The sequence below is a fragment of the Paenibacillus anaericanus genome, from assembly GCF_003994475.1.
GTDB lineage: Bacteria > Bacillota > Bacilli > Paenibacillales > Paenibacillaceae > Fontibacillus > Fontibacillus anaericanus.
Window position 1 is genome coordinate 60,174 of the sequence record NZ_RZNY01000011.1, and the last position, 23,384, is coordinate 83,557.

Sequence of the window (23,384 nt, forward strand, 5' to 3'; positions counted from 1 at the left end):
TCCTTCCAAATGAGCCCTAATGCATGAATAATGATGAAATAACGTCTGCTGGTTCCGTTACAATCCAGAATAGTGGAATAAACCGCAAATAACATCTCTGAGTTCCGTTACAGCGATTCGCAATCACATTCAATTGTTGGCCAAGCGCTAATTTTGCCTTTGAGCCCATTGTATCTTACTTATTTTGGTTATTCAAAAAAGGATTGATCTTATTAAATATAAGATCAATCCTTTTCTATGGGAAGAATAAAATTAGTTTATCAGTTCAGTATTCACAAACCCGCAACATGCTGTTGCAGCTGTTCTAACGTAACTCGATCAATGAATTTCTTGAATTTTTCTTTACCTTTGGCATTGGCCTTATAGTAATTAATCAATGTTGTCACAACGGGAACGAGTTGGTCTTCGGTTAAGCCAGATACAAGAGATTGAGCGATTGAAGTCTTAAGGCCTTTGGGTTCACCACCAACAAAAACCTCATAGGTATTTCGCATTTTGACAACGCTAATGTCTTTCAACAAAGGTTCACTCGTCCCAAGTGCACAACCAGCATAACCAATCTTAAGTGGCATTGGTGTTTCAATGCCTGCTATGGACTGATTTAATCGCTGTGCTACCTCCAGACCTGCTTCCTCAGCCCCCTTGCAAAAATTACAAGCGATTAAGCTTTTGGTCACAAAACCCGCCGGATATACTTCAAGGCCTGAACGCTCGAGCTGTGCTGTAATCAACTCTTGTTGATCAAGGTGAACTTCCAAATAAAGCTGTTTAAAAGGTGTCATTTCTATTTTCACATTCGTACCTAGGGCAGCTCCGATTGTAGCAAACTGTTCTGGCGTAAATAGACTTCCTCCCACCTGGATTGGAGGGGCTACTGCAATTTTCGTTATTTCTCCCATAACTACTCCCCTCTCAGTAGATGATTAGTTACGAATCTTCACACGTTGTAAACGAAGTGCATTAAGAACAACGGAAACCGAGCTAAGCGCCATAGCTGCACCTGCTACCCACGGAGCCAAGAAACCAAGCGCAGCAATTGGAATACCAAGTGTGTTGTAACCAAGTGCCCAGAAGAGATTTTGCTTAATATTAGTCATCGTTTTACGACTCATAAAGATGGCGTCCGGGATGCTGGATAGATCGCCACGCATCAAAGTTACATCCGCAGCTTCCATAGCAACGTCCGTACCCGTGCCGATTGCCATCCCAATATCTGCTGTAGCAAGGGCTGGAGCATCGTTGATCCCATCACCGACCATGGCAACTTTCTTGCCTTGGGCTTGTAATTTTTTCACTTCTTCCGCTTTGCCTTCTGGAAGAACTTCAGCAAGTACATGATCAATGCCAACCTGAGACGCGATCGCCTTGGCCGTCCGTTCATTATCTCCGGTGATCATGATGACCTTTATACCCATTTCCTTCAACCGGCTGACCGCAGCCTGTGAGGTTTCTTTAATAGTGTCTGCGACAGCTACCATACCCATGTACTCTTTATCTACGGCGACAAGCATCGCTGTTTTTCCGGATTCTTCTAAAGTAGACATTATGGTATATGCATGTTTTGCATCTACACCATACTTATCCATGAGACGTCTTGTGCCAATTAACAACTCTTTACCTTCTACAATCGCTTTGATCCCATAACCCGGAATGGCTTCAAAGGATTCTGTCCCTGGTAGGTCAATATTTCTTTCCAGAATGCCAGCAACAATGGCTTCTGCGAGTGGATGTTCAGAGTTTTTCTCTGCTGCACCCACAAGTCTAAGAAATTCTGTTTCGTTTCCATGGGTCAAAACATCGGTAAGTTCGGGTTTGCCTTTTGTTACTGTACCTGTTTTATCCAAAATGATGGTGTCAATCTTATGTGTTTGCTCTAAATGTTCCCCGCCCTTGAACAGAATTCCTAGTTCGGCTGCACGGCCGGAACCAGCCATAATAGAGGTTGGTGTAGCTAGACCGAGCGCACAAGGACAAGCGATAACTAGAACTGCGATTGCTTTCTCCAAAGCGCCTGCAAAGTCACCCGGTGTTACGATGAAAAACCATACTAAGAATGCAACTACAGCGATCCCAACAACAATAGGTACAAAGATTCCAGAGATGACGTCGGCTACCCGTTGAATAGGAGCTTTGGAACCCTGTGCTTCTTCAACCACTTTAATGATCTGCGCGAGAGCTGTTTCTTTACCCACTTTTGTTGCTTTAATCCGTAGCATCCCGTTTTTATTAATCGTTGCTCCAATAACGGTATCTCCAGCTTTCTTTTCAACAGGGAGACTTTCGCCTGTCAGCATAGATTCATCGATCGACGATGTGCCTTCCAGAACTTCGCCATCCACAGGTACTTTATTACCTGGACGAACAATAACAATATCGCCTGCAACAACATCTTCTACAGGAATACTTAGTTCTTGGCCCTCACGAACAACCAAAGCTGTCTTAGCTTGGAGACCCATCAAGGACTTAATAGCTTCTGATGTCCGGCCTTTTGCCAGGGATTCGAACAATTTCCCCATTAGAACCAGGGTAATCAGTACAGCACTCGTTTCATAATACATTTCTGGTCCGTGATGTGCGTTACCGCCTTCAATGGCCCAAACAATGGTCAGGTACAGGCTGTAAAAGTAGGCCGCTGAGGTTCCTAGTGAAACCAGAACATCCATGTTGGCACTGCCGTTACGTAGCGCTTTATATGCACCGACGTAAAACTGTCTTCCGATATAGAATTGAACCGGTGTTGCCAATATTAATTGGAACCATGGATTCATAAAGAGCTCCGGTAACCATACCCATGAAGTGAACGAAAAGTGGCTCACCATCGCCCACAATAACGGCAATGAAAGAATCGCGGAGACCAGAAGTTTACGCTTTTGTCTGGAAAGTTCTTTCTCACGTTGTTGTGATGGATCACCTTGTTCTTGCTTAGGAACGGCTTTGTATCCGAGCTTCTCCACCCGCTTCTGCATATCGGACACCGATACTTCAACTGGATTAAATTCGACACGTGCGACTTCCATCGCAAAGTTAACGTTAGCTGTGTTCACACCAGGTATTTTGTTTAACGTCTTCTCGATTCTCGTTGCGCAGGCTGCACAGGTCATACCTTCCAGTTGCAAATCTACAGTTTCTTTTGCCGTACTATAACCCAGTTTCTGAATACTCGCTTCCATCTTACTAACATCAACTTTACTTGGGTCATACGTTACTGTGGCTCTTTCCATCGCAAAGTTAACGTTGGCGTCTGTTACACCTTCTAGTTTGTTCAAGCCTTTTTCAATACGACTTGCACAAGCAGCACAAGTCATCCCTGTGATCTGTAGTGAAGTTTGTGATTGTCCCGTTTCAGTAGTTGCCATTCTATAAACACCTCGTTTTTTTAGACTTCGTATCCCTGTTCTTCAATAGCTCCCTTGATTCTATCTATAGTTAGCTTGTTTTCGTCGAATTCTACAGTAACAGTGTTATTCTTGAGATCTACTCTATTCTTAACTCCAAGTATTGTTAAAGCACCTTCGATTGAGTTGACGCAGTGTCCGCAAGACATTCCTTTTACACTTAGCACTACATTTTGCATGGACCATTTCTCCTTTAACTTGAGATTTTATTTTATAAAGACCTTTCTGATTAAGATAAGATACAGCGTGAACAAGTGGGTAAGTAAGCCACATATACTTTAGTGTCAACGAGGACGTTCACCGTTTCTCATCTCTACCGTAAATTTAGTATACCCCCCTACCCTATATTATGTCAAGTTTTAATAGCAAAAGTACGTCCTTACTTTCATCAAGCCCATTATATTTGTATACCCCAAAATGAGCTCACTTATCATGTGCAGAGAAAAAGCGATACCGTGCTCGAACCTTGATTCGGAAGCAAAATCAGCATGAATTATATTTGAATCAAACAAAAAAAGGATTCTTCCGAACCCTTTGATGTGCTGCATTATTTTATTAATTTTTTTATGGTCACAAGTAACTCATCAATAACTTCGTTCTCGCCATCCTGAATACGTTCGATGACACAACTCTTCATATGATTCTCTAACAGGAGTTTTCCTACACCGTTCAAGGCTGATTGAACGGAAGAGATTTGATTAAGCACATCATCACAATAAGTGTCTTTCTCAATTAATCCCTTTAGCCCTCTAACTTGTCCTTCAATTCTGTTGAGCCGGCTGATTAAATTGTTCTTGGTAGTTTCAGAATGATGACTTTTACGTATATCAGAGTTACATGATCCGTGCTCCCCGGTTAAATCTTCCATGCAACAACAACTCCTTCCGTCATATATAGATTATACTATAGCCCCCTATGCTATACAAAGTATATCTACCATGTACGACAAACTTATTAACGGTCCCGATTAACAATATAATTCAATAGGTGTTTCAGAAACACGATATTCCGGGGGATCTCTTGCAATGCTTCCATAGCTAGGCAGTAGTGTTCCCACATTTCTTTCCTGGCACCCTCATGACCAAGAATGGAGACAAAAGTTGAATTGTTATTTTCAACATCCTGGCCAATGGGTTTACCTAGTACGAGATGATCTCCTTCCAAATCAAGCAAATCATCCATAATTTGAAAGGCTATTCCTGCGTGATAGGCAAATTTTTTCAATGATGCTATTTCCGTCTCATGAACCTTAGCGAGAATGGCAGGCATAACTAGAGAAGCCTCAAACGCAATTCCAGTTTTGTAGAAACATATCGTATTCAATTGCTCTAGTGTCAATGTTTTTCCTCTAGAATGCAAGTCCATTTCTTGTCCCATACACATATCTCCTGCTTTCTGGGACGAATATTTAATCAGGGCTAAGACAGTTGTAGCATCGAACTCATTGAGGGATGATTGTTCTTCAATCGCCTTCTGAATCAGATACAGTCCGGTTAATTCCGCAGTGGCACTATTATGAACCTGATGCAGTGTTGGGCGTCCTCTTCGTGTAGACGCATTATCTTGCGATGGAAGATCATCAAAGATCAAAGATGCGGTATGCATATACTCTACTGATCTCAGAAGCGGCACAATCGCCGTAGGATGTAAGCCATATTCGTTAACGGCCATGACCCAAGTCAATATGGGACGTAGACGCTTTCCATCCCCTTCAAGACTATAATTTGCTGCATCGATAAGCGATTCTCTTATTGGAGCAATCCCGTTATACTTGGGAATCTGCAATTGGAGGTTGATTTGATGTCGGACTGTTTTGACCGTATCGGCGAAGGTTTCCTTCTCTTTCCGATTGTTTCTAAGAACGGACACCACCTGGTCCCGAAGCAGTTTATCGAAGAAATCCACGTCATCCGCTTTTTTAACCATGCGCTGGATGAGACGATTGAACTCCGGATTTCCGGAAGCAAAGATCTCCATGATTTCATTATACTTTTCAATCCCTAGACGTTGCTTACAACGTTTTAGACCGTTGATCGCACGATCCAGTACCACCTCACGGGTCTTAGCATTGGAGTGGTACACCGTATGGATCAAATGGGAGATGACAGCCCAGTATAATTCAAAAGGATTGATTAGGTCAGAGCGCTGACCACGATATTTTAAATAATAAGTATAAGGTGTTACAGCCCCGTCTCTCATATCATCAAACATATCCGCAAAATCATCAGCTAACTGGTTATAGATGCCATAAAAGAATGTACGCTGTTCAAAGCTCTCATCCTCAGGTGCACTCATAACAGAACGTACAATCAACCTCGAAGAAGAGGACTTTAAAATGATAGGTATATAAAGCTCTTCATTGGTGTAACTCGCATTCGATAGATCCTTAACACGGTCGATATCCTGAGAATGAAAAAACACGTAAGACTGCTCGAAAAATGTATGCAGCTTATCCGGTGGCTGATAGCTCTTAATATACTCAAAAGCCTCTCGAAGCTCTGAGTGTACATAATGTATAAACTCCTTGTTATCTCCATCCCACTCTCCTATTTCCGGTACCGTTCCAGTGAGAATCGCAGTTTCAATCATACGGGAATATTGTTCTTTCTCCGCAGGATGTAAGACCCCAGAATCCAGAAGATCGTCAATAAAAGGATAGGTAAGTCCATAGGAATACCCCAGTCGGATGGCTTCATCAAGTCTCAGGGCGCGTTCCGCAGGTGATATGTTAGCATCCATCTCTTCAACCACATGTAGAATAACTCCGATAATGATTTTGATCAGTTTGCGCTGGGCATGCTCTGCATTCATTTCCTTCGGGAGATGGGCAGATACTTGCTTAAGTTTATTTATCACCCAGATTGTGGCGTTTTCTACACCTTCCTTCTGTGCCCATCGATATACCCCAGCCAAACTTATATAATCAGGTTGGTCACCTTCATTTGTTCTGGTGGACCGAATTAAGTGTTTTTTTACATCGGCAACTACACGCTGAATCCTGATCTGTGTATCAGAAGAATCCAGAGCTTTGCCTAGATCCCGCATGTACATATAGGAAACACTTCGATCCAAGTATCCATCTAATTTTCCGGTATAATTTAGCCATTGAATATATCTATGATAATCCGTAGAATCAGGTTGTCTCTTTCCTCTCGAGAATAAAGATAGCAATGAATGATGAGAAATATGGTCTCTTTTCCACAATTGAATATCTTCTGTTAACGTAGGTACATAAGTCTTTGTGATGACCTGATCATAAAGTAATGCAAAATACTGAGCTGCCTTCTGCTCAGCTTCCCGATACCATGTATCGGCATGTTCTGTAAATACCACATTCATACGATGGATTACCTCAACTTTTAGTTTTATTTAAAATGTATTCATTAAACACGCAAGGGTTTCTCCAGGGGTGAAAAATGATTCAAATTCAAGCAGCACAAATTCATCGGCTCATGTTCTTATCTTTATACGTAAAAGAATCTATTGGGTTACGCAAATGTAACGAAGTTAAGTTGTTAAAATTATACTATTGAGTTGCGTATTTCCTTAATCATCCATTTCTTGAACAAATAAAAAAAAGGAGCCACGAAACATGCTCCTCAACTTTAATTGAAATGGTTCACTCATGCTCTCCATCCATGTGAATACTCGTTCCCGAAACCATGAGATCAAGTGCAAGACTCTGTAGTCCATATAAATAATCTTGCATCCAATTACTTAGCGTAAGTTCTGGTAGGTGTTCGGTGGGAATATAAGTGGCACTCCTGTTAGTGATTTGATTAAGCATAGACTCATCTACTTCATCGGAATGAAAAATAATGGTCCGAGGGTTAAGCATAGCGGTAAATGTAACTACCATCCGACTAATAGCATCTATTTCCTGCTCTTGTTGAAGATTTGTTTTGTCTAATTCTGTTCTTCTCTTTAATGAGTCCCCAAAATTCCGGTCATCATACTGAGGCACGAAAGCAATCTCCCCTGAGAAAAATGAATTACCTCGTATTACATCGCCATTGACGATAATACCGGCACCAGGACCATTTTGTCCGAGATACAAATAGACTAGTGACGGATTATGCTCAATTTTATTGTTATTGCTATATCCGAGAACTGCCGCATTCATATCGTTCTCTACGACAACAGGAATAGAGAAACGCTCCTCAAAATATCCTTTCAAATCAAAATGATGAAACTGCTCATAGTTCGGTATATAAATGATTTGCCCATCCTTGACTGAGGCAGGAACGCCGATTGCGATTGAACTAATCTTGGGGTGTTTCTCTATAATTTCCTCAATATGCTTAGTAACGTCTGATGCATCTTCCATCAATAAGCTTGCTATCTTCCCCTGGTCCTTCAATTCTCCCAAACAATTAAAAACAGTATAATTCGTTTCATTTTTCTCTAAAAATATGGCTAAGCCCAACATAAATTCAGGATTGTAGCGATATCTCTTTGCTCGTCTGCCACCGTTAGAATCATCCATACCAGCTAAAATAACTTCCCCATCGTCCTCCATTTGGGACAAGAACTTGCTGATGGTCGGGAAACTGATGCCTAACTTTTGACTAAGCTCAACTTTCGTTGAACTTCCTAGCTCTATAAGAAGGGTTCGTATACTTTGGAGGATGACTTTTTTCATATCTTTAGCGTTTATTAGTAGATCATTCATAAATGGTATCACCTCATTAAGCAACTTATTTAATATGTTTAATATGTTGACAAGATGATACCAGAAATTGATTTTAGAAGCAACGAACATAACACGGTCCTTTATTCAGCATGTTTACTAATGAACCTCTTTGCCACTTCGCCTGCTGCTATCGGAAGTTGCATCCAGACATAAGCATGGATAGATTTTTCTATACGCTCAATTTCATATATATCCAATAGACTAGCGAACGTATGTAGACTCTTTCTAATTTTCTCATCCTCCCATTCTTCTTCGCCAGGAAGGAACAGAACAGGACATTGTACCTTTTCGTAATATTGCTCAAATTTCACATCCCAGTATTTATGAATATATTCGGTTCTAACATGGTTCAAATAGCAATATGTAAAATTACCGTCTTTCATCTGTTGAAGATTGTTTTCAAAGTAAGCTAAGAAATATTCATTCCATAATCCTTCTTGAACAAATTCTTCTCGTTCTTCCTCGATGTACTCGTCTTTAGTTTTAAAAACACGTTCAATTCTTTCGGCTAATTGAGCCCGTTGAACTTCTTTGTTCTGTTCGATCTCATCCTCTGTACCATTAAATAACCCATGTTCTCCAAATTCATTACATAGAGCGCCTTCACAAATAAGGGATTTGACCAGTTCTGGATGTGAAGCAGCTAAACTAAGACCAATCTCAGCCCCCATTGAGCTACCTACAATATGACAGTGATCTACATTTAATCGCTGCAACAATATATAAATGTCATTAGCCATATCATCAATATGATATCCAGTTAAAGGCTTGTCTGATTTGCCATGTCCTCGAAAATCCGGCGCAATTACACTGTATTTGTCTGCAAATTGTGGGATAATTCCTTCCCACATATTCAAATTCCCACCACTAAAGTGTAGAAACAAAACAACTTCCTTATAATCTAATGAATACTTTACATTAATCCCTATATGTTCTAGTTTGATTATTTCCTCTTTCATTTTCTTTGCCCCCCGGGTGCTATTGATGCATACTCTATTCATCCGAAACTAATTCTCTAAAGTTTTTACAATTCCTGCTTCTACTCTGCTTGTACATGTTCTTGTTCAGCTAAAGTGCCTGTTAACTGAATAAAGAGGCTGCCACGTGGCTGCCCCTTTCATTATTGAAATATTATTCTATTAGCGAAATAGAATGGTATGGAATCATCGCTGTCTTGCTATCGATACCAGAGAGAAACTCAAAGTTCTACCTTTTGCAGAGATGCTTTTGAGGACCCTTTCCTCTTCCACAACGGCAATAATTGCGGTGCTGCAATTCCGATCAGAACAACGATAATTCCGACCCAGCGTAGTGCTGAAACATCCTCTTGTAGCACTAAGACTGAGGCAACTACAGCTGCTGGTAATTCCGTTGCCCCTAGAATCGTTGCCAGACCTGACCCGACTTTTGGGACTCCGATAGAAAAGAAAATGACAGGTATAATGGAACCCAACAATGCTAACGGGATACCAAACTTCCACAGTCCATTTGGAATAGCTCCATCGTAAATAAATGAAGGTGAGAACACGACTAACACTACAATCAATGCACTAGTCAACATGTACAAGCTTTTGTTAATCACAGGTACCCCAGTAGCTACTCTTCCACTTACAAAGATATATAAAGCAAATGTCACAGCTGACACTAACCCGCAAATAATACCGCTAGTCGTTATTTCACCTTCACTTGGCTCAAAGACGCCACCTGCCAATAGCGTTCCGATGATGAGTATTACAATCGATATACACTTATCTCGGCTCGGAAAGGTTCTTTCTACAACGGCCTCTAGAATAACTCCAATCCAAGTAAATTGGAACAAGAGTACAACCGCGATCGACGCGGGCAATTGTTCGACGGCTAACCCGTAGAATATACCTGTTAAACTGATGGTGATTCCAGCGCCTAATAGAGAAACACCTGCTTTTAAACCCAATCTTCTACGGGAAAATAATAAAACCATGAGTAGCAAAATACACCAACCAAAAAAGTATTGTGACCCAACTAATTCCTGCATCGTAAACCCATCTTTAAATCCTAGCTTCATAATCGTAGAGAGAACTCCATAACTAATGGCACCTATTAACACTAGTGCAGCATATTTCAACATCCTAATATTCATCATGAACCACTTCCCTTTCTGTAGATACCGGTTGTGACATAAGAAAGCCCCTTGTCTTATAACGACAAGGGGCGAATGAAACCAAAGAATACATCTCTGACAAAATTCCGCCACTCTATCCAACTGGATCGAGTTTGAGTTATTAACTTACTAGAACCTAAACACAGAAATTTATTATACGATAGCTTACATAGATAGGTCAACTTCATCTTTATAATACCGTTTTTACTCCAAACCCTATTAACATTACTCCGGTAGATTTTTGAAACACGTTTTGAAACCTAGGCTTTTTGAGCCACTTTTTCACATGGTCTAATAGGAACACTAAGATCAAAAACCATCCCACTGCTATTAAAGTAAGGATTAATCCTAAAACAATCAGTTGTTGATTGGTGTCTCCTTTAAGATCAATGAATTGAGGCATAAATGTGATGTAGACCAAAACGGTCTTAGGGTTAAGAATATTACTGATTACTCCTTGTAAATAGGATTCCTTAGAATGATTGTGAGATATCTTTTCCAAAGAAAGCTGACTATCTGCTTGAACATCCTCAAATGAAAGTGTACTTTTAGCAAAAAAAGATCTTATTCCAATGTAAAACAAGTAGGCTGCTCCCAAATACTTTATAGTATTGAAGAGAACTACGGACTGGGCAATGACAACTGATAAACCGAGAACAACAATAATTGTCCAGAAGGTAAGACCTGTCGCCATCCCGAGTATCGTATAACGTCCGGCCTTTGCGCCGTGGTTGAGTGTATTTTTCATTATAAGTACCGTATCCGTACCGGGCAACATAGACATCATTAGGGCCATTAAGATATATGCTAGTAAATTATCCATCTTGCTCCTCACTTTCAAAGATTCTCATATATTGTTTTGGTGTTAACCCAACTTGTCTTTTAAAGAATTTGGTTAAATGACTTTGATCACTAAATCCTGTTAAGAAGGTCACTTCAATTGGCTTTATACCTTGTTCCAATAGCTTCTTTGCTTGATTTACTCGAATCGTTTCCAAATAGCTGTTAGGTGAGATTCCCATTTTTCTGGTGAAAGTCCTTAGTAAGTGATATTTGCTCCATCCGGTTAGGTCACTTAAATCATTAAGCGTAATTGTCTTCGTGTAATTTTCCTCCAAGTAGTTACACACTGTATTGATTTCATAAGAGGGTTCAGACGCTGTTGGAAGGATCGTAAGGTCAGATTGCGTTTGAATGAGCTCTTCCAATAAGTATAAAAATAACTCCTCCTTCTTAAATCCACTCTCTTTGTTTGAAATTTTTATATGTAGCTCTTTTAAATTAGATACAACTTCGCTATGATATAAAACGCTTTGTTTGAAATAAGGAAGATTCTCATGACCCGTAACTTCCAACACTGCCTTTTTCATTACTTCTGGCTTTACATTGATGCAGCGATAATCCAATGTTTTGCCATCGATCTGCTCGCAGCTATGTGTATCAAGCGGGTTGAACAATAACAAATCTCCTGGATTAATGATGTATTCTTCACCTTTGCACACTAAATAACGTTGCCCTGCTTCAATAAAGCCGATCACATAATATTCATGGAAGTGAGCAGGAAACTTTTGCATGATTCCTTTAAATCGATAAGCTTCGATGTCTAAATCAGAATCAAGATGAACCGTGCGGATTTCATTTAACATTTACCTACTCTCCTATGCTGTAATGACAATTCTAAAAATACCATTTATGATTAAACTTTTCTTGTATGATATTGCGCTTTCGCTTTCAACACAAAAAAGTGGCAGTCTAAAACATTATAGTTTTAGACTACCACTTTGCTATGCTTGGAATATACCTAATTTGGTATAGACCGAATTAAGTCCTAAATAACACTCAATTATGCGCTTGTTTTCTCAAGTAATTGCATAGTTGTGATACAAGTGTTGTCGTCTTTGAACGTGGAAATCTCGGACTCCGCCGTTTTTCCGTCCTGCTCAATCGTTACACGATACTTTTTGTCACGTGGGAGCCATAGATCGATAAATCCGTTAGCTTGGGATTTCATAGTTTGGTCTAATATCACGTTGCCTTCCATGTCGTCGACGGATACTTTAAACTCTTTCTCCACCATCTCTCCTTGACAGCCAGTCAAACTGTGGATTGCACAAGGATGGGTTTCTGCAACATACGGTGCGATGGAGACAAAAAACTCGTCTTCAGGTAGGTCATAGGTTTTCGAGCTTCCGGTGTCAGCGTTCACGATAAGTTGCTCAGATGTGATGGATGCAGATTGGTCTTCTATGTTGCCCACACTATAATCATTTACCAATTGTTTAATCTCTTGCACATTAATTGCGTTAGAAGCTTTTTTTTCATTGCCTCCGCCTCCAACAAGCATGTACGCCCCTACAGCAACAACAACTAATCCAGTTGCCATCAAGATTTTTTTTCTCAACTTGCACTCAGCCCCTTGTCTCTTTCATATCCTATCTTCCACTTTCTCTAGTATAACTAGTATAACCAAGCTAGTACAACCAATAAACTGGGCTGAATAGTGAAATATGTTTATATAAGGAATATTATTATATGTAGACGAGCTTATCCGAATTGGTTTTTGGATTTGTTTATTCGTCTAAGGATACACTTCTAACAAAAAATGTAGCCAGCAGTCCCAGCAGTAAGCAACAAGCTAATGATAAAAAAGTAAGGATATAGTTTCCCGTATTGAGTAACTGTACGGCTAAGATTGGCCCTATGGTAGCACCCATATTCACAACAAACGCATAAATGGAAAGCGCCGCACCTCTTACTGGACCGCCTAGTTCACCAATCAGTGAAACCAACGAAGGGATTGCTACTGCAATTCCAGATACAAATACGATGCTCATCACAATCATAAACACCATGTTTGTAACGGTTCCTAATAGGGTCAATCCAACAGCCGATAGGATTAATGCGCTTCTAAGTACAGATATCACGCCAAATTTCCTGATCAACCTACCCGAAAATAGAGACATCAGCATCCCAAAGATTCCTACTGAACGCACATATAATATTTGTTGATTCGTGAATCCGTAATGAGAACTGCTTAAAAATTCCCCCAATGAAGTGTACATACCTACAAAGGAAAGCAGCATGACCAATGCGACAACATATGCAAACCACAGTGACTTTTGTCCCAACGTCTTTCTCATTTGTTTAAACGCATCTGCAACACGGATCCCATTCGCCGGAAGGTTTGGTATAAAGAAAAAAATCAGTAGTGATAGTATAAAATAAATCGCCGCCAAAATTATAAACACATATGGCCAACCTAAATGAGAATTCACAAAGCTGCTGAACACCTGCCCGATAATTCCGGCCGTAAGAAAGCTTGTACTCATACAGCTTAGTGTAAAGACTCTCTTATTTTGCGGGAACAATTCTACCACATAGGATAGTACTACGGGAGAAAAGGTTGCTGCTGCCAGGCCTTGTATTCCTCTGAAAAGAATAATGAAGAACAAACTGCTTTGAAACCCAAGAAAGAAAGTAACAATTGTTAATGCCGTTAATCCCACAAGCATGATTTTTTTTCGACCAAAACGATCTGATAATGGACCAAACACTAAGCATCCAACAGCGAAACTAAACGTAAACGAGCTACTTACCCATAATGCACGCCCCTCTGAAACTGCAAAATCCATTGAAAATACAGAGATTAAGGGTATTGTAATATAGACACTGGACATAATTGCTAATCCTGAAAAAAATAATATTAATGTTATGAAAGCATAATTTTGTTCTCTTGAATGTAACTTTAAAAAATTCATTTAACTATTCCACCTTATTAATTTCTTATATTCCAGTTTTACAACCATTTGAAGATATTGAAGATTCATTATATCTACAATAGAGATAAAAAAACACTTTATGTATGTAGCGAATCCTCTCTTTCTTTCAACATAAAGTGGCTCAGCTTAAACAAGTGTTTTCTTTTGGGCCAGGTCCACCAATTTCGTGTTTTTGAGATGCCGCTCCATTTTCTCTTCCGCTTCCTTCATTGCTGCTTGAATCAAGCATTCGTCGCCGTGGACAAAATTACATTCAAATAAGGATGCAGTACCCTCAATGGCGTGGATGATGTCCAACAACGTAATCTCGTCTTTTTTGCGGGTTAACCTATAACCTCCGTTGGCTCCGGAAATCGACTCGATCATGCCTGCTTTTACAAGCCTCGTCAAAATTTTGGAAAGATAGGTTGGTGAAACGCCTTGTGATTCAGCCAACTGCTGAACGCCTACCGGCTTAACCGGAGAACCTTCAACGAGCATGAGCATAGTGTGCAGAGCATAATTCGTCGCCTTTGTAAATTTCATCGTTAGTTTCACCTCAATCAAGGATTTAGTATATCTATAATATCTTTGAATCTACTTTTATGTCAAGTTGTTTCATTCATTTTAATTAGGTATTTCGCATTAATCTCTTTTAATATTATTTCTTTCATCTCATTAAACATAATTCCTCCTCTTAAAGTCGATAGTATTTGATTAACTATTCTCCATACAAAAGGAGTTACCTTCTTCAACAACTTATCCGTTGAGCCTAACTTATGTTCCTTTCATTACGTTTGATTTGGTGATTTTTACTTTTATCATAATCACTAAGAACGCAAACACTGCAAACATGATTCCGCTCCAAATGAGTTGATGTATTCCTAAGTGAGAAATAAACCATCCACCAATAGAAGTCCCTATAGTAATCCCGAGATTGGAAAATGAGATAAACAAGCTGTTACCGAATTCGGGAGCTTCTTTCGCCTCATTCGTTAACCATGCTTGACTGATAATGAGTCCGCCGGAATGCACTATCCCCCAAATGAGCACGATCATAACCGTCGGAATGAAATAAGAACCTAGATAATAAACGAATAAGTAAGTCACAGCATATAGCAGAGGAAACATGATTACGGTCTTTGTAATACTTTTATGCAAAAGGCTCCCAAATAAAAAGTTCCCAAAAATCATGATAATACCAAAGGTCATTAACATGATACTAATCCATGACCCGTTCATATGTGTTACTTGTCCAAGATATTCAGCAAAGTAGCTGTACACTGAAAACATAGCTGCAAAGATAAAAATAACGGTCACAATATTTAACCACAATTGAGGTTTGCGTAATATACCAAGCTGCTTACCATAAGACATTTTTTCCTTAACTGGCATGGAAGGAAGCCAAGTTAGGATCCCTACAAAGGCAATTATACTTACCACTGCTCCAAACAGGAATGCGACTTCTAACGAAATTTTGTCCGCGAGATAAGAGGTCAAAGGAACACCAAAAGCAAATCCAACCGTTATTCCGGCGAAAACCTTGGTGACCGCGTTGGTGCTCTTTTCCGGAGGGACAAGTTGAACTGCTGTTACAAGGGCAACCGAAAAAAAGACGGGATGAAAAATAGCAGGGATAATCCGAAAAATTAGCATCACATCGAACATGGTCGTATAGGCATAAACAATATTTGAAATCGCAAAAATAAACACAGCGGTTAATAGAATAGCTTTACGATTAATACCGGAAGCGAGTAGTGTTAGGAATGGACCTGAAATGGCAACGACTAAAGAAAATATACTTACGAGCCATCCGGCCTGTGAAGTCGATATATTAAATTTTTGAGTAACCTGAGGGAGGACACCTATAATCCCCATTTCAGTTGTGATAATGCCAAATACGCCAATAGCCAGAATAACGATAAGTAAAGGGTTAACCTTTTTCATTTTTAATGTAATCCTCCATTATATATACATATACAGATTTATAGATGCATTATCGCAAAAAAAAGTACCTCCTCCCTGTTTATAGTTTCTTTTGGATGTACTCGGAAAATGCCTGTATAGTCTCTTCGTTCCGGCGATAGTACGTCCACTTTCCAATTCGCTCTGATTCCAGCAAACCAGCTTTTTGCATAGTCAACAAATAGCTGGAGATAACAGACTGTGCAAGTCCTGCTTTAGACTGAATATCTCCTACACATACTCCAATTTGAAAATTGAGGCCTTGTTGTAAATAAGGCTGTTCATCAAAGAACTCCTCTGGATTCTTTAACCATTGCATAATTTGACTACGAGTCTCGTTAGACAAAGCTTTATAAATCAATATAGGTTCCATACAAATCATTATATCTATTTTTCTAGATTTGTAAATGTAAACTGAAAATATATAAGAATATCAACCATTAATCCGCAAATAGTTTCGCATACGGATTTTCGACTTTATGTTCGTTGCTGATCTTACCTACGTTATTCATCACATAATATTGATAGAAATGGTTTGAGAAACTCAATGATTCCGATGCTTTATCCATAAATAGATCTGATGCCTGCTCACTTAATTGGTCCCCTGTCCAAAAATAATGTAACATGAGACGATTCTGGTTATACGGATGTTTGATAATGTAAGCTCCGGATTGATTATTCTTATTCATGATATCCCGCCATTTAAAATCGACTGTATCAGCACGTTTGATGATTCCGGACTTCAAGGCTTGTATAAATCCATTCGTATCCGGTTTGCCGATTACAATGACATTGCTATCCCCTAAATCCTGTCTAAGCTTATTTTTCAATACATGGCGTTCTGTTATAACTGTTGGTTTTAGACCCGCTAATTGCATAAAGCCTTGAATCTGGTTGAGCAGTTGATCCTGTTGTTTTTTTGTATGGTCCGATATCTGACCGTCGCTCATGATAATCGTTAGTGCCTCGCCCTGCAACGTTTTATCGATTATTCGGCTCATCGTTTCAACTGGCACCTCTGGGAACTGGACAAACACCGAATGGTATATTGATTTAAATTGTTCGTGCATATAAGCGGCTTCCTCGTCCGCTGTTAGACGATATTCAGGCCTCAAAGAATAATTAGGGTTGCGCAAATCTGCTTCCCAATTGTCCCTAACCTTTTTACCCGCTTTGTTCTCAATGATCTGCAGTAGTCCGTCAATCGTTGCATTTTTGTATACGTACTGGTCAAAATATGTTTGCATCAATTCATCAAACTTCTCTTCTCCAAGCGTACGATACAACTCATAGATGGCTTGTCTACCTTTCTTATAAAAAATGGCGTCGGGAGAATCCCCTACCGTATCATTAGTCGAAACAATTGGACTATCTAACGATACTTCATCGAATTGGATCAACTTAAATCCATTTAATGGAACTTCCTGTTTTTCATAGAAATAAACCATAGAGTAATCGGCAAATCCTTCATCCAGAAATGACTCCGTCTCCGAATCATTTCCAATTAAGGAATGAAACCATTGATGTGCAATTTCATGGACAAATGCTGAATTGTTCGCAATATCAGGTTGCCCTTGGATCATACCCATTTGAATCATTCGCGAAAATTCGACAGCGACGCCTTCAACATACGATTCAACAATTCTGAACTCTGGATAAGGATATTTACCATACTTTTCGCTGAAGAAGTCTATGACCTTAAAGGCTTGATCAATATATTGATCAATAATCTGCTTTTTGTCTTTCTGATTCTCAAAGTAATAGTATTGAACTGTCAGACCGTCTCGAGTAACACTTTCCACTTTAAAATCCGGACTCGCGAATAAGACAAATTCTCTCGTGTTATTCGCAGTGGCCGTTACCGTCTTGCGTCCCACTTCGGCTTCCTGTACGGTCAGTGCTCCAGGCATGGAAACCTGATAATCGGCGGGAACATTCAAAGTTACCTGGTAATCTGCAGAATCATAATAGTCGGATTCAAATGTAGAGCTGTAAGGTGTTTTGTTCCACGTATGCTCTGTGGGGTCATAGACCGAGAGGACAGGAAACCAATGAGCTCCGTTGATAATATTTCTATAGTAGGACAACCGCTGCGAACCATAAGGAATTTTCACTTCAAAATCAAGCTCCAGCGTGATGGATTGCCCGGGTTGCAATGCTTGACCTAATCTAACAGTAAGTGCCTGATGTGTATTATCAAACTTCAATAGTTTACTTGACGACTTCACAGTTTTAATGTCAATACCACCTAGGAAATCCTCCGGTTTCTTATCCGGATTCTCTGCTGCTATTCGTTTATTTGAACTTTGGAACATACTTGACTGTGTATCTTTTGAACGATTTGCATCTGCAAAGGTGTGAAATACAACATTGTCTAATGTATCTTTCGTATTGTTTCGATAAGTCACGGTTTCTTTGCCGGTTATCATCATCTTCTTCTCATCAAGTCTTGCATCTACTCGATAGCGTGCAAGTTGATGGATAACCGCATCTGCTTCAACTAATAAATCATTCTGTAGTGTTGGACTTTCCGCCATTGCTATCCCTATTCCGGATACAGGGCCAGCTGTTAACGCGACAACAAGACTGCTAGTAATCATGTACCTGGGTAATGCATTTTTCCAATGTTTAAGTTTATTCATGTTGCTCCTCCTAAATGTAAGTTCAAGTGTGTAATAAGACAAGTATAAAGCTCTTACCTTACAAGGGATTAATTGGAACCTTACATTAACCTTAAAATAGAAGCAGTTAACTTACTTATCTCCTTATGATCTCATCGATCCTTACATTAGGATTTGTATATCTCCCTTTCTTTTCAGTTTCTTTCCCATATTGAATTGCTCTCACAGGGCAATAATGCACACATGCAAGACAGAGTGTGCAACGCTCTCCCCACTGTGGTTGTTCATCCACTTTAATGTTGTTACAATTACAAACCCGTTCACAAGTACCACAACCAGTGCAATTATCATTTACATGAAACTTTGTAGTATCAATGGGTTTTTTATTAAACATAGGATTTATAATGCCGGTTAATAGCCACGGAAAAGCACCTTTATCTACTTTAAATTCTCCCGTTACTCCTCGCTCAATAGCTTGGTTGATCCGCTTCAAGGTTTCGACTGCCTCTGTAAGCTTTTTGCTCTCCATCTCTTTTGAATCTACGTCGCCCATAAGAATGAAGTTATTTGGCATTTTGACTGAAAATCCGCTGTGTAACTTTATATCTTTTTTGCGTAAACAATCCTTCATAACTTTCATCGTATTACCAATGCTACCTCCACAAGTTACTAGAGAGAAAACATAGTTTTCACGGTAATTAATCAACTTAAGTTTCTCAATAAACTCAAGTACAATTTTGGGAGGTCCCCATGAATAAATAGGATGTACAAAACCAATGATCTCATTGTCCTTCAGAGTATATTCATTGATTTCATCACCCTTGTTTTCAGCGGTAGATATTGAAACTAACTCCTCGCCCGTATGAAGAGCGATCTGTTTAGCAGCGTATAACGAGTTCCCTGTTCCCGAAAAGTAAAAAATCATGTGATCATCATCTCGATTCCTGTGAAATTATTCCTGCGCTTCGTCAAGCGCGTCTTCTATTGCTTTGAGATACGCTTTAGAGGTAAGAGTTGCACCACTTATAGTGTCCACCTGTAGCGACTGCTTCTGGATCACCCTACCGAACAATTCATCTGTGGAAGCTGACGACTGATTCTTCGCATGCTCTAATAGCTTAATATCTGTAACTTTGCGCGAAGAGACGGTTACCTGGACTTTATTTGCCCTCCATTTGTACTTGCCACCCTCGTATTCTCCAACATACGTGCCATCATGAAGCTGTTTGAAATTTACCGATTTGATAGGGAGATTTTTTGCTTCACTACGTTCTCCTGCAGTAAAGAGAAACGCCCCTCCTAAACCTGCTACTACAAGAATCACCGGTACGATAACCATCGGACGAATTCTTATAATCCCATAGGTTCACTAAAGGGCCGATGGTAACATCAAATAATCCTTCACTATATCTTGAAAATTCAGTAGCACGTGATAGCACCTCATATGTATCAAGGCTCAGTGCTACACGATTAATGCCTGCAGACTCGTTAATCCTGCTTATCTCGCTTCCGGGTATAAAGCAACTGAGCATTTTTTCTAGTCGTACGGACTCCTCTTTTACAGCTCTAAGTGCTTCTTCAGCATGTTCACCGAACACTCTATGTGTCATCTCTGTTCCCATCCCAAAGTTCATCGACTGTGCTTCCACGGCTGTGCTCATTGTTAGCTCTCCTTTCACTTGCAGCCCATTCATGCCTCTGTTCAATTCGTGTCATTTTGTAAAAAGCTTACCTACGATTGATATATGATCTATAGATTATTATGTGAATGAATATAAATAAATTCATTCATAATAAGTCAAAATATATAGGCAAAGAATAATTGCCTATAATGATTTTATTTGCGAGAAACAGTTAAGCCATTCATTACAAACTCGGCCATGTATTCCATAATATGCGGGAAATGTTCGACCCCAATTTCCTCCTTATGTGTATCCATATTGATAATCGCCGTAAAAAAAGCCATTATCAGCTCAATATCAAGATCATCCCTTATTTTCCCTTCTGTCTGCCATTGTTTGAACAACTCCACAAAACTACCATACATGAAATCAACCTTATCTATTCCTTTCTCTTCGCGGTATTGCTGCTCCAACTTTCCAAAGACGTCTTTGTTATACCATTGTCTTAATATCGGATTTGAGTTCATACCCGTTATATTTAATGCTATTAACTTCTTGAGTAACTTTAAAGGATCATCATTTAAGTCAATGGAGTCCATGATGCTTTTCTTCAGCTTCACGTTTTCTTCTAGAAAAATCTCCATAAACAACTTCTCTTTAGATGAGTAGTAATTATAAAATGTACCTACTGCTATACCTACCTCTTTTGTAATGTTTGATACGTTGGTATCTTTAAATCCTTTGATACTGAACAGTTCTTTCGCGTTATTAAAAATGGCCAGTTTTTTATCTTCCACGTCGTTGCCCTCCGTTTACTAAATCTACTGTAATTTATAGAAATTAACTTATAACTCCAGAAAATGAACGAATATTTTTTTATTCATTCAGATTGTAGCATGGAATTTCCTTTCTGTCATTATGACGAAACAGAGTACCTCCCAGTTATCATTAATAAAATTTTCATGTGCATGGTCGAGAGGAATAAATCTCTTGAAGCCAGGAAATCTTAAAGGCAATACTTCATAAAAGTCCTGAGGAGGTTGGTATATGATAAGAATTATCGTGTTAGCCGTATTCATACTGCTAACAGGTTGTACTTCAAATAGCGATATGTCAGCAAAACAAGTGGCTCCAGAACCAACAAAATCGAATGTTCAGGCTCATGTTAATAAACATAATGCTACACAAACTACGAATAGTACACAGGCATCATCAACAGCAACATCGAGAACAGGCAATTCATCTTTTAAGGCGAAAGGAATACCTTCAGACTTTTGGGATCTGATTAAATCCCCGGCTGAAAATCCAGTTAATCAGACACCTACCAATAATACTCCAGAAAAGGTACCCTCTCCCACTGATAGAACAGATCAGGCACAGGGTGACACAACAAATTCTTCTATCTTTGCGCAACAGGTTCTGAATTTAGTTAATCAAGAAAGGTCCAAAGCAGGACTCGGTTCCTTGAGTATGGACGGAGAATTATCAAAAATGGCTATGGCCAAGGCTCAGGACATGTATAATAACAACTACTTTGATCATAATTCACCAACCTATGGATCTCCCTTTGATATGATGAAGGAATTTGGGATTTCCTTTAATTCAGCTGGTGAAAATATTGCCAAAGGCCAATCGACTCCTACACAGGTTATGAAAGATTGGATGAATAGCCCAGGGCACAAAGCCAACATTTTGAAGAAAAGTTATACTCATATCGGTATTGCTTACTATAATAATGCATGGGTTCAGGAATTCACTGGATAATTGCTATATGGGATGTCACTAAACATCAACAAACGGAAAAGCATCTTTTCAAGCTGATGAAGCTTGGAAGATGCTTTTTTGATGTCACTAGCCCAAATAAGTACGGGTAAACTGGAATTTTCGACAAAATATCGGTATGATTAGACAAGATTAGACAAGATCATACAAAGGAGTGGAACAAGTATTTATGAAAAAGAAGTATGTAGTATTGCCATTAATTCTCTTGATATCTGTTGTTCTCTTGCTAAGTGCCTGCGGTAAGAAGGACACGTCTGTAACAGACCAAACGGCGGGGAATACGACAGAACAGACAACACCTGTTGAACCGACACCAGAACCAACACCAACTCCGACAACTACACCAGAACCAGAAACACCAACTGAAACACCAACACCCATGAGTTGGGACAACCCTCCAGCAATGGAAATCGAAAGTGCTAAGTCCTATGAAGCTGAAGTCACGACGTCTAAAGGAACCTTCACCATCGAACTATACGCTAAAGACGCTCCAAAGACAGTTAATAACTTTGTCTTTTTATCTAAACAAGGTTTCTACAACAACGTGATCTTTCACCGTATTATTGAATCTTTTATGGTTCAGACAGGGGATCCAGAAGGTACTGGTAAGGGCGGTCCTGGATACTCGTTCGAAGATGAGAAGACAACTTATCAATATGAGCCTGGAATTGTAGCTATGGCAAACGCTGGAGCAAATACGAATGGAAGCCAGTTCTTCATCTGTACAGGTGAGGATAGTGCCTCACTGAATATGCAACCGAATTACACCATCTTCGGTAAAGTTACGGATGGAATGGATGTCGTGAAAGATATTGCTGCTACCCCCGTCGAAGCAGATATAAGAGGTGAAATGAGTTCACCAACTGAAACCATTCAGATTAAGGAAATTAAGATTACAGAGAAATAGTACCCTAATGGTTATTGGAATAACAAAAGGCCTCGTTACCCTATTATGGGTTCACGAGGTCTTTTGTTATTCCAAAGGTTACCGTGTAAGTTTATTATTGAGATCGGGCCACCGAAATCCAAGATCATCTTAACTAATGCTCAATTTATCAAGAGCTTGTTGTTCACTCGACAAGAAAAATATGTCCTTCCCTTTGTTGCACTCATAGATAAAGTCTTTGAAATTCTTACTTGAATACTCAGAAAAATCACCAACGATTGCAATTTTTACGTGATAGTTTATAAACTTTTGTATTATATCTCCTGCGAGTCGTGTTGATAAGTTGAAAAAATCCTCGTGGATGGCTGATTTATTCATAATAATTCGATTGCAGCCAGTTTCATAATTTACGGTTGCAATCAAATCCAATGCCGACTGAACATCCGTTATCAGTATTTCACTGCTACTTATAACGGCAATTTCTATATCTTTCTCTTTGATCTTAGTTATTTCCATACTCAT

At 39.4% G+C, this 23,384-nt stretch carries 23 protein-coding genes; 2 read left to right on the forward strand and 21 right to left on the reverse strand.

Features of this window, described 5'->3' with window-relative positions:
• Positions 1–272: 272 nt before the first annotated feature.
• The 20 genes from EJP82_RS14290 to EJP82_RS14385 form a co-directional block, all read right to left on the reverse strand.
• The gene (locus EJP82_RS14290) at positions 273–899 is read right to left on the reverse strand and encodes an NAD(P)/FAD-dependent oxidoreductase (protein ID WP_127192744.1); all 627 of its coding nucleotides are present in this window, start codon (positions 897–899) and stop codon (positions 273–275) included.
• A 24-nt stretch (positions 900–923) separates the two neighbouring features.
• Positions 924–3,356 (reverse strand): heavy metal translocating P-type ATPase, encoded by a 2,433-nt coding sequence (locus EJP82_RS14295; RefSeq protein ID WP_127192745.1) that lies wholly within the window; start codon positions 3,354–3,356, stop codon positions 924–926.
• Positions 3,357–3,376: 20 nt separating this feature from the next.
• Positions 3,377–3,574 (reverse strand): copper ion binding protein, encoded by a 198-nt coding sequence (locus EJP82_RS14300; RefSeq protein WP_127192746.1) that lies wholly within the window; start codon positions 3,572–3,574, stop codon positions 3,377–3,379.
• A 368-nt stretch (positions 3,575–3,942) separates the two neighbouring features.
• On the reverse strand, positions 3,943–4,263 hold the full coding sequence (locus tag EJP82_RS14305; protein ID WP_127192747.1) for a metal-sensitive transcriptional regulator: 321 nt from the start codon (positions 4,261–4,263) through the stop codon (positions 3,943–3,945).
• A gap of 86 nt (positions 4,264–4,349) precedes the next feature.
• Positions 4,350–6,734, reverse strand: a complete 2,385-nt coding sequence (locus EJP82_RS14310; RefSeq protein WP_211350112.1) for a polyprenyl synthetase family protein — start codon at positions 6,732–6,734, stop codon at positions 4,350–4,352.
• A gap of 280 nt (positions 6,735–7,014) precedes the next feature.
• The gene (locus tag EJP82_RS14315; protein ID WP_127192749.1) at positions 7,015–8,067 is read right to left on the reverse strand and encodes an ROK family transcriptional regulator; all 1,053 of its coding nucleotides are present in this window, start codon (positions 8,065–8,067) and stop codon (positions 7,015–7,017) included.
• A gap of 101 nt (positions 8,068–8,168) precedes the next feature.
• The gene (locus tag EJP82_RS14320) at positions 8,169–9,047 is read right to left on the reverse strand and encodes an alpha/beta fold hydrolase (RefSeq protein WP_170220190.1); all 879 of its coding nucleotides are present in this window, start codon (positions 9,045–9,047) and stop codon (positions 8,169–8,171) included.
• A 239-nt stretch (positions 9,048–9,286) separates the two neighbouring features.
• Positions 9,287–10,207, reverse strand: a complete 921-nt coding sequence (locus EJP82_RS14325; RefSeq protein ID WP_425464347.1) for an EamA family transporter — start codon at positions 10,205–10,207, stop codon at positions 9,287–9,289.
• A gap of 211 nt (positions 10,208–10,418) precedes the next feature.
• Positions 10,419–11,051: a LysE family translocator gene (locus EJP82_RS14330; RefSeq protein ID WP_127192751.1), complete on the reverse strand. Its 633-nt coding sequence runs from the start codon at positions 11,049–11,051 to the stop codon at positions 10,419–10,421.
• Positions 11,044–11,874 (reverse strand): AraC family ligand binding domain-containing protein, encoded by an 831-nt coding sequence (locus EJP82_RS14335; RefSeq protein ID WP_127192752.1) that lies wholly within the window; start codon positions 11,872–11,874, stop codon positions 11,044–11,046. The genes EJP82_RS14330 and EJP82_RS14335 overlap by 8 nt, the downstream gene beginning before the upstream one ends.
• A 197-nt stretch (positions 11,875–12,071) precedes the next feature.
• A complete protein-coding gene (locus tag EJP82_RS14340; RefSeq protein ID WP_370877684.1) occupies positions 12,072–12,611 on the reverse strand; it encodes a CueP family metal-binding protein in 540 nt (179 codons plus the stop codon).
• 187 nt (positions 12,612–12,798) lie between these two features.
• On the reverse strand, positions 12,799–13,986 hold the full coding sequence (locus EJP82_RS14345) for an MFS transporter (RefSeq protein WP_127192754.1): 1,188 nt from the start codon (positions 13,984–13,986) through the stop codon (positions 12,799–12,801).
• Between the two features lie 147 nt (positions 13,987–14,133).
• On the reverse strand, positions 14,134–14,532 hold the full coding sequence (locus tag EJP82_RS14350) for an Rrf2 family transcriptional regulator (protein ID WP_127192755.1): 399 nt from the start codon (positions 14,530–14,532) through the stop codon (positions 14,134–14,136).
• A gap of 231 nt (positions 14,533–14,763) precedes the next feature.
• Positions 14,764–15,933: an MFS transporter gene (locus EJP82_RS14355; protein WP_127192756.1), complete on the reverse strand. Its 1,170-nt coding sequence runs from the start codon at positions 15,931–15,933 to the stop codon at positions 14,764–14,766.
• 79 nt (positions 15,934–16,012) lie between these two features.
• A complete protein-coding gene (locus tag EJP82_RS14360) occupies positions 16,013–16,324 on the reverse strand; it encodes an ArsR/SmtB family transcription factor (RefSeq protein WP_127192757.1) in 312 nt (103 codons plus the stop codon).
• A 67-nt stretch (positions 16,325–16,391) separates the two neighbouring features.
• Complete coding sequence (locus tag EJP82_RS14365; RefSeq protein ID WP_127192758.1) at positions 16,392–18,593, reverse strand: M1 family metallopeptidase; 2,202 nt, start codon at positions 18,591–18,593, stop codon at positions 16,392–16,394.
• 115 nt (positions 18,594–18,708) lie between these two features.
• The gene (locus EJP82_RS14370) at positions 18,709–19,497 is read right to left on the reverse strand and encodes an EFR1 family ferrodoxin (RefSeq protein WP_127192759.1); all 789 of its coding nucleotides are present in this window, start codon (positions 19,495–19,497) and stop codon (positions 18,709–18,711) included.
• Between the two features lie 27 nt (positions 19,498–19,524).
• Complete coding sequence (locus EJP82_RS14375; RefSeq protein ID WP_127192760.1) at positions 19,525–19,911, reverse strand: FMN-binding protein; 387 nt, start codon at positions 19,909–19,911, stop codon at positions 19,525–19,527.
• Positions 19,838–20,266, reverse strand: coding sequence for an FAD:protein FMN transferase (locus EJP82_RS28860; protein ID WP_127192761.1), 429 nt, complete (start codon positions 20,264–20,266; stop codon positions 19,838–19,840). Before EJP82_RS28860 ends, EJP82_RS14375 begins: the two co-directional genes overlap by 74 nt.
• Before the next feature lie 143 nt (positions 20,267–20,409).
• On the reverse strand, positions 20,410–20,991 hold the full coding sequence (locus tag EJP82_RS14385; protein ID WP_127192762.1) for a TetR/AcrR family transcriptional regulator: 582 nt from the start codon (positions 20,989–20,991) through the stop codon (positions 20,410–20,412).
• A 250-nt stretch (positions 20,992–21,241) separates the two neighbouring features.
• Here EJP82_RS14385 and EJP82_RS14390 point away from each other — a divergent pair, with 250 nt between their 5' ends.
• The gene (locus tag EJP82_RS14390; protein ID WP_127192763.1) at positions 21,242–21,958 is read left to right on the forward strand and encodes a CAP domain-containing protein; all 717 of its coding nucleotides are present in this window, start codon (positions 21,242–21,244) and stop codon (positions 21,956–21,958) included.
• 187 nt (positions 21,959–22,145) lie between these two features.
• The gene (locus EJP82_RS14395; protein WP_127192764.1) at positions 22,146–22,883 is read left to right on the forward strand and encodes a peptidylprolyl isomerase; all 738 of its coding nucleotides are present in this window, start codon (positions 22,146–22,148) and stop codon (positions 22,881–22,883) included.
• 129 nt (positions 22,884–23,012) lie between these two features.
• On the opposite strand, the gene EJP82_RS14400 is transcribed toward EJP82_RS14395, so the two are convergent.
• Positions 23,013–23,378, reverse strand: a complete 366-nt coding sequence (locus EJP82_RS14400; RefSeq protein ID WP_127192765.1) for a DUF4180 domain-containing protein — start codon at positions 23,376–23,378, stop codon at positions 23,013–23,015.
• Positions 23,379–23,384 lie beyond the last annotated feature (6 nt).